An 11,402-nucleotide genomic window follows, 5' to 3' on the forward strand; every position below is an offset into this window, starting at 1 on the left:
AGGCGGCGACGTGGACCCTCGGTCGAGATCGGGGTGGCGGCCGGGACGGATCGCGTATCGCGAACGAGCGTGAGACTGTGGGTGCCCGATTCGAGGGGTGTCCGATTCGAATTCCCTGCGGTCACACACCGGAACGTAACCGAGCGAGCGATCCCACCTCTCCGAGACCTCATGTGTCGTAGCGGGGAGCGTTGATTCGGAACTCGTTTTGGGAGTCGACGAAATACTGACCTGAGATGGTTGTGACGAACGACGAGTTACAGTTCTCCTCGCTCTATCTCGCTCGATTTGCCACCAGCTTCGGGTTCATGACCGTGTTGACGCTCTTACCGGACTACATCGACGCGCTCGGAGCAACTGGCGTCACGATCGGTCTCTTCATCACCGCGCTCGAGCTTGCCCGGACAGTCGGCATTATTCCGCTCGGATGGGCGGGTGATCGGTACAGCAAGCGAGTACTCTTCGTCGGCGCGTTGCTGGTGAGTGCGCTGGCGTACCTGTCGTTCGCGCGCGTCACGACCATTCCCGGCTTCCTCGCAGCACGGACCCTCCAAGGGCTCGGTCTCACTGGCACGGGACTGTTGGGGCTCGCTCTCATTGGCGAACTCGCCCCGAACGACGGTCGTGCAAATCTCATCGGCAAGTACAACGCCTTCCGGATGGCTGCCGGTATCGCCGGGACGATCGGTGCCGGAATCCTTTTTTCGCTCACCGGATTCGACGTCTTGTTCGGCCTGCTGACGATCCTCCTGATCACCGCCGCGGTGAGTGTCTGGCTGTTCGTCAACGGTGACGAGAGCACAATCACGGGGTTCGCGTTTGCCGATCTCGCGTTGAATCGGCGAATTCTGACCTTCACCAGCTTTCGTGCTCAGTACGCCATCGCCGTGTCGCTCGTTCGGAAGTGGGTCCCGATCTTCGTCGGCGTGTCGGCCGCCCAAGGGGGGCTCGCGTACGGCACGGTTGTCGTCGGCGCAGTGCTCTCGGTCGAGAAAGTAACGAACATGCTCTGTCAGCCGCTCGCGGGGGAGTTCTCGGATCAACAGGGTCGAGCACTGTTCGTCTCTCTCGGCGGCGGCGCCTACGGGCTGATCGCGCTCGCGTTCCCGTTCGCGTCGAGGTTCGAGGGACTCGTCACCTTCTCCGTCCCGATGGCAGGAGAGATCACCGGGGCCGTCGTCGTGGCCCTGCTGTTGAACGGGCTGCTCGGCGTCGCAGACGCGTTCCGCGAACCCGCGAGCATGGCGCTGTTCGCGGACGAGGGGAAAGGCGAGGGGATCACGAGTAGCTTCGGCGTGCGGTCGCTCGTCTGGAAGCCGGGGAGCATTCTCGCACCGCTGGCCGGTGGCTGGCTGATGGGTCAGTTCGGTATCGAGTGGGTCTTCTTCGTGGGTGGGCTCGCCGCACTGTCTGGCGTGGCGACGTTCTTCGGGATCCTCACGTGGAATCACGGGACAGGAGCACTGCGTCAGTGGTGACAGGACTCAAGATGGCGCTGGTCGTCCTGCCGGGAACTCACGGAAAGGCGGTTACAGTCTGTGCCGCAGGCGCAAGCCTAAGCCGGGACATTTACCAAAAAGGTCAAATATTACTCAAGTAATATTTATATACTATTTGAATAGTGTGTTATCTCCTGATTTGAGCTGTGAACCTACTAGATACGATACAAGCGACGAACACTTGACAAAGGTTCACGATTCATTGTCGGTGACTCCCCCGCGACTGCTGATCGCCGAGTGGACGATCTCAATCAGTCGGACGCCCCAGAAAATGGTGATGCCGATACCAGCGAAGGCGAGCAAGTACACGAGGACCCGAAACAAGTACTCAGCAAGGGTCACTGCCTCTCCTGCGTGCAATATGACAATCAATGTTGAAATCAGAAGCGAAGGCATAGATGGATGAACCCACCTACGCGGTTCGCAGTCCGCGGTACGATAACACGACCCCGACGAGGAAGACGATCGTCGCGAGGTAGATCGGTCCGAGATGCGTCACCCAATCGTGGGCGAACGCGTCCGCCGTCCAGTGCATCGGTAACGCGAGCGCGAGGCCGACGACGGCGGAGACGATCGCGGTCGCCCACGCCCACGTGAGCCGCTGACGCACGCCGAACCACGAGAGGGCCGCGACGGCGATGCCCGTCGAGATGATGAACGCAGCGGTGGCGACGTGGAGGTGACTGATGTAGTACGCCACCGTCGGATCGAGATCGGCGGCCGTCATCCCGGCCAGCGTACTGACCCCGAGTTCGAAGCCACTCCCAACGAAATTCAACACGAGGAACACGATCCCGTAGCCCACGAACGCGATACCGGCGAGTGCCATCAACACCGCTCCGTTCCGGACGTGTGACTCGATCCGGACCTGTTCTCCCTGTTCGTCTGCGACCGATCGATCCGTTGCCATGGTGATTCACTTGGTTGCCCTGACTGTGACGCTCTTGACGCCGTACTTCTCGCAGGCGTTGGCCGCCCGCTCCGAAATGAATTCGTACTGCGTGTTCTCGCGGACGTCCGTCACCGAGAAACCAGCTGCTTCGATGGCCGACGTATACCGGTCGATCTGCTCGGCGCCGCCGATACAGGCCGCCCAGAGGTCCTCGTCGTTCTTGATACTCTCCGGCATCACTTCCTCGCTGATGATGTCGGAGATGGCAAGCCGGCCGCCGGGAGCGAGCACCCGATGGGCTTCCTCGAACACCTGCGCCTTGTCCGGCGAGAGATTGATGACCCCGTTCGAGACGACGACATCGAAGGTCCCGTCGTCGAGGGGGACGTCCTCGATGTATCCCTGTTCGAAGGAGACATTCTCCAGTCCCGCCTCGTCGCGCAACGTGCGGGCCTTCTCGAGTTGCTGGTCCGTCATGTCCAGCCCGGTCACGCTTCCAGCGTCCCCCGCGTGAAGTGCGGCGACGAACACGTCCGTGCCCGAACCACTGCCGAGGTCGAGCACGTCGTCTCCATGCTTGATGTCAGCGAGGTCGAAATAGTATCCCACGCCGGCGAACGATTCCATCGCCTCCGCGGGAATTTTATCGAGATGCTCCGGCGGGTAGCCGAGGCGTTCCGCTAGCGGACGACCCATCTCGAAGTGATACTCCTCGTCCGGGTCCTCTGCGACATCCTGATAGACCGATTTCACTGCGTCTTCCAGTTTGTCGACGTCGAGTGAATTTGCCATTCGACTGTCCTCTTAGTCGTCGGCTTCCACCTCGGCAGGCGTGTTCACCGTGAGGTTGACGTCCTGTTCGAGCGAGACGAGCGTGTAGACCGGCGCCCGCCGGGCCCACTCGTCGACCTCGTCCTTGTCGAGGTCCGGGCTCTCGATCTCGACGTCGGCGGTCAGGTTATCGAACACCGAGTCGGCATTCCCGAGATCCTCCAGACTGAAGAGGACGCCCGGGTCGAAGTCGGTGTGAACGCGCGTTTCGAGGTGGTCGATGTCGACGCGGTGTGCGACGGCGTTGATGGTGATCCCGACGTTGATACACGAGGCGAGCGCGGAGAGCGCGGCCTCGATCGGTTCCATTCGATCCGTCGCCCCGACCCAGCCGCCGGCCTCCAACACTTCCTTCCACCCCCCGTACGGAATGGTGTACTCGCGCGTGTCGCGCTCGATCGTCTCGCCGCCGAGGACGTACGAGTCGATCGTCGCCAGACTGTGAGCGGCCGTCCCCTCGTAGGTCGACCGGGCGCTCAGCCCGAGCTGAACGTCCTCGGGGTTCTCGGCGGCGTGTTCCGCGAACGCGGCGAGTTCTTCCGTGTTGACGCCTTGATTGACGTTTGACTCGGAGGCCATGGATTAGACCACCTGGAGGTGTTCTTCTCTGAGTTCGTCGTCCGAGTAGTCTTGGTCGTGCCCCTCCCGCATGTGGGCCGTGGCCAGTTCGATCGCTTCGGCTTCGTCTTCCGACTGGATGATGAATCGGCAATCGACCGCCTCCGATTCACAGTCGAGTTTGTATGCGTCAGCCATTGTCGTTTCAGTTGCCTTGCGGCAGGATGTGTTACGAATTCACAAGGATATATAACTAATTCGTGAGATTTTCGCAGGCGGTACCACCCTTCGTAGTGTTTGCAGGGTTTGGCAGTCGGTGACGATCAAGCAGGCGATGAAAACCATGCAGTCAGTGCAAACGAGATGGCTGGAAACACGGCCGCAGACCGCCCATCCAACCTATCGCTTGGTTGCGTTGTGGACGATTCCTGCCGTCTTTCAACGGATCCGCTGGTCTCTCACGTGGAGTCGAGTGCGAACGGTGCGGTCTCCCAAGAAATCGATATCGCTCCATATCGTCAATCCGGCCGGTGGTTTCTCCGGGAGCAGGAGTCCGACGAACACCAATAGGTTCGATGGTGGTCAAGGCCTTCGAGTACCGCCTCATATCAAAGATCCTTTTCGATAGGGAGGATTGGCGTTTTTCGTCGATGGGACGTGAAGATTGATTCCGCCCAATCACGTGCGTCCGTGTCGTCAGTGTCGACCAGGACCCGAACCGTAACGCCCTCGCGGTCGTATCCGGTGATTGCGATTCGGTCGTCGAAGATACTGACCCCAAATGGCGGCAACTCATCGTGTAATCGGACATCGAGATTGCCGCTATCGAGTGCCTCCGAGAACAGGTCTGGGCAGTTCGAGCGAATGTAATTGGCCACTCTCGGCGGATTAATAAGCTCCGTTTCCATCCCGTCGACGATTCGCTCACAGAGTTCATTCTTACACGAATCGAGCATGGCCACGTCGAGCCCGGTAAATCGCAACCGATCCGTCTCCTCGATGAGCGAACAGAAACGAGCAATCGGACCGGATGGATCCTCCGGGTCAGCTACTGTGACGGTTGCATCCGAACACATCTCGATAGTGAATCCGGTATCCTCGTCCGGGAGTAAACGCCACACGTCACGAAGCTTCCGCTCGGTTTCCACTCGGTCGATCAGATCCGCCATCGCTGAAGCAATGAAGGCGCCCAGCTGAGTCGCCTCGTACTGATACCCGTCCCTGTAGACCCACTCGCGTTCCTCGAACTCACCTAGCGTTCGTCTGATCGTGGACTCCGATACGCCGGTCATCTCCCAGAGCTCGGACCGGCTCCGGGGACGAACCGTGAGCGCGATCAGCGTCGGCGCGCGGTGTTCGGATCGGATGAGGTATGCGATATCGTCGAGTGGCGTCCCTTTGTTATGATTTATCATGGTAGTGCTAGACTGGGTGAATTGATAACGACTGTGCTCCTGTGAAACGTTGATCGAGCACCCACCGGGATCCACACGCTCGTAGATAGACGGGTCGTTCATTTTTTGCCCGCGCTCAGCGAAATGCTCTTCACCCCATACTTGTGGCAGGCGTTCGCCGCCCGCTCCGAGATGAACTCGTACTCGGGGTTCTCGCGGACTTCGTCGACCTCGAAGCCGGCCGTCTCGATGAGGTCGGTATAGCCGTCGACCTGGGCAGCCCCGCCGATGCAGGCCGCCCAGAGGTCCGCATCGGACTTGATGCTCTCCGGCATCTGCTGTTCGCTGATGATGTCAGAGACCGCCAACCTGCCACCGGGCTTCAACACGCGATGGGCCTCCTCGAACACCTGCTGTTTCTCGGCGGAGAGGTTGATCACGCCGTTCGAGACGACGGCATCGAACGACGCGTCCTCGAACGGGAGGTCCTCGATGTATCCGTGGCGCACGCGGACGTTGTGGAAGCCGTTGTCGGCCGCGAGTTCCCGGGCCTTCTCGACTTGGGCGTCCGTCATGTCGACTCCCGTGACCGTCCCGGTCTCGGTGACGTGGAGGCCGGCGACGAACAGGTCCATGCCCGACCCGCTGCCGAGGTCGAGCACGGTTTCGCCCGCTTCGAGGCGGGCCAGGTCGAAATGGTAGCCGACGCCCGCGAACGACTCGATTGCGGCGTCGGGCACGTACTCCAGGTCCCGGGGATCGTAGCCGAGTCGCTCGGCTAAGTCCCGCCCCATCTCGAAGTGGAACTCGCCATCGGCGGACTCGGCGACCGCATCGTACATAGACTTGACCTCGCGCTCGAGTTTCTCGGCGTCGAGCGACTCGCTCATTGCGATCCCTCCACGACGAGGTCGGTCTCGAGCGGGACCTCGTTCGCGATCGAGTCCACCAGTGGCGAGGTGGTCTCGACGCGCTCGCGGAGTTCAGCGAGTTCCGCCGCCGGAGCGTCCGCGTCGACGTACGTCGTGACGGTCACTGCCTCGTAACCCGCCCGGACGTCCTCCGAGATGCCGAGGAACCCCCGGATGTCGACCTCGCCCGAGAATTCGAACCGGAGATTGTCGAGTTCGATGCCCATCGCCGCGGCGTTGGCTGCGTAGCCGACGCTCAGACAGGAGCCGAGCGCGGCGAGGAGCAGTTCGACGGCGTTGGGTGCGGTGCGTTCGCCGAGGATCTGCTCCGGTTCGTCGCCCTCGACGCGGAACTCCCGGGTGCGAACCCGTTCGCCGGCCTGGTCGAACTCCGCTATCGACGTGACGCTCCGCAACGCCTCCGTCCACTCGGTTTCCGCGTGAAATCGGAACTGACCGACCTCGGGGCGTTCGGAGACCGTCTCTATCGTTTCAGTGAGCTGTTCTGCGTCGACGCCGTGGATCACCTGACGATCTGATGCCATCGGTTCGTCCGCATAGATCGCCGTCTACTGGCCAATAACACGGGGCTAGCTATCATAAGCTGTCCTCAGTAGCGTCATCAGGGATGGCGAAGATCCGTTGAGGAGCGTCATGTGTTCCGTTTTGAGAGGGAATGCGGACCCAACGCTTAGAGCCTCCATGCAGTCAGCCGTTCAGCCTTCGGTGAGGTTCTGCGATAGAGCGATAGTAGAATGGACATTGTTATCGTGGCACACAGCTAACGTGAGCCAACATGCGAGTGTTAGTCATTGGCGGGACCGGGCTAATCGGAACCGGGATCACCCAGGAGTTAGTCGAATCGGGATACGATGTGACGGTCTATAACCGGGGACGAACGGAAGCTAGACTCCCCCATTCGGTTGAACTCGTAGAAGGCGATCGAACCGATCATGCCGAGTTCGAGACAACAATGACTGGCATTGACGTTGATGTGGTCATCGATATGGATATCTCGTACGGGTCACCCGCCGATGTCGAGAGTTCACTTCGGGCCTTTCGGGGGCAGGTTGATCACTATATTTTCTGCAGCTCTGTCGCGGTGTACCGACAGCCGGATGCGCCGGTACCGCTTACCGAGGACGCGCCTCGGAAGTCAGCGGGTGAACGATATGGCCAGCGGAAGGTTGCCTGCGAGACTCGCCTCATGGAAGCCTACAGGACTGATGAGTTTCCCGTGACAATAATCCGCCCGGGCCACACCTACGGAGACGGGGGCCCGGCGAACGGTGGGCTTTCGTACTCGTTAGGATTCTGGGAGACGGCCTTTATCGACCGGCTCCGAAAGGGGAAACCAATCGTTGTTCACGGGGATGGGTCTGCACTCTGGGGGTTCTGCCATCGAGACGATGTTGCACGGACGTTTGTCACCGCCGCCGGAGACCCAAATACGATAGGGGAGGCGTATCACGTCGCAAATCCCGACCCCCTGACGTGGGATTCGTATATCCGACACGTCGCGGCTGCGGTTGACGCTCCAGCCCCCTCGCTCATCCACATTCCATCCCAAGTGCTGATGGACATCCTTCCTGAGGACCGTAACCAGTTTCCGTCGACCGAGTGGCACTACAGTTGGGTGTTCGATGTCTCGAAAGCACAACACGAGTTGGAATTCGAGGTGACTGTCCCGTTACAAACGGGGATTGAACGAACGGTTGCCTGGCTTGATGAACGCGACCGGATTGAGGATAGTGATGCACAATCGCTTGACGATACGATTATCGACGCGTGGGAGGCCGCAGAGGCTGCGTTCACTTCGGTGCTTGAGTAGCGTGCGAGGTTACAATCGAGGTAGATTTATCCGTGATGTGGTGCGACCCTGTGACTGATACGCGCTATGCATCTTGCACGGCGTCAATGGAATTCATCGAATCTGGTATTTGAGTACGCGAGGCTACAACTCCACCTTCAGGTTTGAAACAAGTTAGTATGGTGTTCCGAAGCGAGGATACGACGCAGATACCGACGGAGGAGAGTGCGTGGCGTTACAGATTCGAGGAGAACTAGCGCTTCAACGCGGGGAGGACATCAATCACGGTCGTCCGAACTGTCGGTCTCGGAGTCCGGGTCGAACAGCGCTTCGAACACCCGCGCCTCGCCGCGTCGGAGGTGCTTGTGGAGTGTGGGTGAGCTGATTCCGAGCAATTCGGCGACCTCTTCGGCGGTCGCGTCTCGTGGCCATCGGAAGTATCCGCCTCGGTACGCGGCTTCGAGTACCTCGAGTTGGCGGTCGGTCAGTGACTCCAGCGAATCCGCCGTTACGGGCACGTGATTCGTCTCGGTCGGAGTGGACCGATCGTGATCCTGCTTGGCAGCAAGTGACGCGTTCGGGCAGTGCTCACGGACATGCTCCAGCGTCGATCGCGTTTCGCTACCCGACGCGATCTCGACCACAACCGTGCACGTTTGCTCGCCAATGTTGATCGAACGTACGTTACCATTCCCTCCGACGAACGCCAAAAGGGGCGACCCCTCCGTAATGGTAAACTCGACGATATTGGAGGCGTCGTCACCGACGACTCGGCTGGTCGATATCCCGTCGATCGTCTCCGCCGTCTCCGCGATGCCCGATGCGGGCACCGATACCGTGTCACAGTAGACGAGGATTCGGTCCTCACTGGCGGGGATGAATCCTTCGAGGGAGAGACTGCAGACGGCATCCGCCGCCACGGTCTGCAGTGGCGTGTCGGGACAGTCGATCCGGAGTTCCGTGACCGCATTCGAAAAGAGCAGGCGACGATTTTCGACGGCATTGATCGCCTGACTGACCGTCTCGCCGAACCACTCGAGCACTCCGAGTTCGCGCTCGGAGAACGCCTCGGTACGCGTCGCTTGGAGTGCCAGGCCGCCGTAGACCGTTCGACCGAATCCCAACGAGACGAACGCCCAGGATTCGCCATCATTGGCTTCCATCTCGGGAAGCGCCCATGGTTCTCCAGGGAGGCTCACCGACGTTGGATCGGCGAGACGAAGTGCTGTGGATGCGCCCGTCAGCTCTTGGCGGTCGACCTCGTGTTCGGTGTGCGCGATGTCGGGCGGTACCTCGATGATTCGCACCTCCGTGTACAGTGTCGATTCGCGCATACGGTTCCGGACGACCTCCTCGATCTCACTGCGGGACGTCGCGTTGACGAATTCGTGCGTGGTCTTACGGACGAGCTCGTTGAGTCGATCGAGCAGTTCGAGATGGTCCCGTTGTTGCTGCAACAGTCGTTCTCGACGCTTCTTGGCGGTGATATCGGCGAGGACGATGGTGTGACCGATCGTTCGCTCGTTCCGATCTGTGATCGTGGATATCCGCGTCTCGTAGGTTCGATCGTCGATGTGGAGTTCGCTGAGGGCGTCCGACATCCCGAGATCGATCGTGTCGATGTCGATGAGCGCCTCGGCTGGGGTTCCGAGCGTGGATTCGACGTCACGCTCCAGGATCTCGGCCGCTCGGTGATTGAGATAGATGAGGTCGAACGAATCGTCGAAGATGAGCACGCCCTCCTGGAGGGTAGCGATGGCCGAATCACGACTCAATCGGCGCGTGGCCGGGGCGAGGTCGAACAGACGACGGCGGAACAACGCGTACCCGAACGCCGGGCCCGTGGCGGCAAACGATACCGACGTAATCCCGATCCCTGGCGGGAAGATGACCCCTGTTATCGATATTACAGCGGCAATCCACGGGATGAGACTGCCGATGCACAACAAGATTGCCTGGTCGAGATACAGGTAATCCGACCGGACGACGAGGCGCAAGAGTAGTGCTGTCCCGATGAACGTGATCGTGAGATTATAGAGAGTAAACACCCAGAACCACGGCCCGTAGGTCAACTCGAGGATCGGCAGACCGTGTAGTTCGCCGATTCCGATCTCCCAGAGGAGTCGATGCATCGGGTTTGTGAGGAGGAGAACGATCGAGAGCAGTGGAATGACACAGACGAGAGCAATGGTCGACGGCGAGAGGTAGTCATCGTACCCGGTATATGCGACAGCGAACCAGATCCAGAACACCGGCATAATCATGATCGGAATCCATCGAATCCGGTGTAGAAGGATGTGAAGCTCGGAATTGAAGACGAATGCGGAAATCGCGGAGTTGAGCGTCCACAACGATATCATCGCCATCAGTCCGACGAAGGGCAGAGATCCCGGTTCGGTTCGTCGGTTCCACGCGTACACCGCGAGACTCCCCGTGATGACGCATGCAAGCAGGCGGAGTCCGATGATGGTGATGGCGATTGTACTCACTGGTGATCGACGATTACGGTGTCCATCTCGTCCAGCATCCGTCGCCAGAACCCCTCGTTACGGCGTTCAAGCAAGTCACGGCACACTCGTCATGCTGGGTCGGGGTAGTCTCCTGATACGATGACAGGAATCGGTCCCCTTCTCTTTCTTCGAACTCGTCCACCGTCCGCCGTCTCGTGGACGACGAAACGTCGGTCAACTCAGAGAGTTCAGAGGGATCTTGAGGATGCTCTGTTAGCCCGACGAGTGTTGGAATACAGTGTCGGGACCGCGCGAGATGTGCGAGGTCACCTATCGGTGACTCCGGATCCCGCTGTGTCGTGTTATCATTGATCATGCTCCAACGTACAAAGACGAGCGTAAAAACGGTTCGGCCCTCTCGAACGACGATCAGTAATAGATCAGCCGAGTCACGAGGCAGTACCTGGGTCGTGGCCCGCCTTCTGTGTTACGCGCGTCCGAATGCAGAGCGAATCAACGATTGGACAGAACGCTATACCACAGGCCACCAACAAATTAAGCAAGATCGAAAGTAGACAGATACATAATTATAAGACACATATCAGAATATATTAGTGGAAAGTCGAAAAAATTTTGGTATTGTAACGGTCGGTATCCCCTATGGGATTTGAACCTCAGGAGTAGAGCCCTGAGGAGATTTGAACCCGGGGTCTCGTCCTTACCAAGGTGAACATAAACCTTGCGCCTCAGAAACCGGTTTTTGACCGATTTCAGAGGACAGGTTTTTTGCAAGGTTGCTGTCGTCTTGGAATTCCCCGTTTTTCCGGTTATCAGAGCCGTTCTTCGTAGAGGTAACATTACGAGGAAACACAATAAAACACCGGGCACTCGTTCTTCTGGAACGAGTGGTATTATGAGCCGTTTATCGCCAGTCTTGCAACGGTCGAATGCGCTATTCAGATATACTTACTGAGCTTTCAGATCTGCTCGGCTCTGTTGAACTCCTCAGCAGATAGTACGTTCTGAACCACCTCTGTTCAGTACAGGCAACTCAGAG

At 59.1% G+C, this 11,402-nt stretch carries 11 protein-coding genes; 2 read left to right on the top strand and 9 right to left on the bottom strand.

Features of this window, described 5'->3' with window-relative positions; translation table 11 throughout:
* The first annotated feature begins 242 nt into the window (after nt 1-242).
* Nucleotides 243-1,478 carry an MFS transporter gene (locus GJ633_RS03195; RefSeq protein ID WP_394351118.1) on the top strand — a complete coding sequence of 412 codons (1,236 nt, stop codon included), beginning with the start codon at nt 243-245 and terminating at the stop codon, nt 1,476-1,478.
* A gap of 213 nt (nt 1,479-1,691) precedes the next feature.
* Here the strand turns inward: GJ633_RS03195 and GJ633_RS03200 are convergent, their stop codons facing one another.
* The 8 genes from GJ633_RS03200 to GJ633_RS03235 form a co-directional block, all read right to left on the bottom strand.
* Nucleotides 1,692-1,841: a hypothetical protein gene (locus GJ633_RS03200; protein WP_197431209.1), complete on the bottom strand. Its 150-nt coding sequence runs from the start codon at nt 1,839-1,841 to the stop codon at nt 1,692-1,694.
* A gap of 70 nt (nt 1,842-1,911) precedes the next feature.
* Nucleotides 1,912-2,409 carry a hypothetical protein gene (locus tag GJ633_RS03205; protein WP_156587095.1) on the bottom strand — a complete coding sequence of 166 codons (498 nt, stop codon included), beginning with the start codon at nt 2,407-2,409 and terminating at the stop codon, nt 1,912-1,914.
* A gap of 6 nt (nt 2,410-2,415) precedes the next feature.
* Nucleotides 2,416-3,183 carry a methyltransferase domain-containing protein gene (locus GJ633_RS03210; protein WP_156587097.1) on the bottom strand — a complete coding sequence of 256 codons (768 nt, stop codon included), beginning with the start codon at nt 3,181-3,183 and terminating at the stop codon, nt 2,416-2,418.
* 12 nt (nt 3,184-3,195) lie between these two features.
* Nucleotides 3,196-3,801 carry an OsmC family protein gene (locus GJ633_RS03215; RefSeq protein WP_156587100.1) on the bottom strand — a complete coding sequence of 202 codons (606 nt, stop codon included), beginning with the start codon at nt 3,799-3,801 and terminating at the stop codon, nt 3,196-3,198.
* A gap of 3 nt (nt 3,802-3,804) precedes the next feature.
* Nucleotides 3,805-3,978: a DUF1059 domain-containing protein gene (locus GJ633_RS03220; protein WP_156587102.1), complete on the bottom strand. Its 174-nt coding sequence runs from the start codon at nt 3,976-3,978 to the stop codon at nt 3,805-3,807.
* Nucleotides 3,979-4,388: 410 nt separating this feature from the next.
* Nucleotides 4,389-5,195, bottom strand: a complete 807-nt coding sequence (locus tag GJ633_RS03225) for a MarR family transcriptional regulator (RefSeq protein ID WP_156587117.1) — start codon at nt 5,193-5,195, stop codon at nt 4,389-4,391.
* 98 nt (nt 5,196-5,293) lie between these two features.
* The gene (locus GJ633_RS03230; protein WP_156587105.1) at nt 5,294-6,064 is read right to left on the bottom strand and encodes a methyltransferase domain-containing protein; all 771 of its coding nucleotides are present in this window, start codon (nt 6,062-6,064) and stop codon (nt 5,294-5,296) included.
* Entirely contained in the window at nt 6,061-6,630 is a 570-nt protein-coding gene (locus GJ633_RS03235; protein ID WP_156587107.1) for an OsmC family protein, read from the bottom strand. The genes GJ633_RS03230 and GJ633_RS03235 overlap by 4 nt, the downstream gene beginning before the upstream one ends.
* 251 nt (nt 6,631-6,881) lie before the next feature.
* Between GJ633_RS03235 and GJ633_RS03240 the strand changes: the two genes are divergently transcribed.
* Nucleotides 6,882-7,916, top strand: a complete 1,035-nt coding sequence (locus tag GJ633_RS03240; RefSeq protein ID WP_156587109.1) for an NAD-dependent epimerase/dehydratase family protein — start codon at nt 6,882-6,884, stop codon at nt 7,914-7,916.
* 257 nt (nt 7,917-8,173) lie between these two features.
* Here the strand turns inward: GJ633_RS03240 and GJ633_RS03245 are convergent, their stop codons facing one another.
* Nucleotides 8,174-10,384: a histidine kinase N-terminal 7TM domain-containing protein gene (locus GJ633_RS03245; RefSeq protein ID WP_156587111.1), complete on the bottom strand. Its 2,211-nt coding sequence runs from the start codon at nt 10,382-10,384 to the stop codon at nt 8,174-8,176.
* Nucleotides 10,385-11,402: the final 1,018 nt, after the last annotated feature.

The sequence above is a fragment of the Halorubrum sp. CBA1125 genome (assembly GCF_009742825.1).
Classification (GTDB): Archaea; Halobacteriota; Halobacteria; order Halobacteriales; family Haloferacaceae; genus Halorubrum.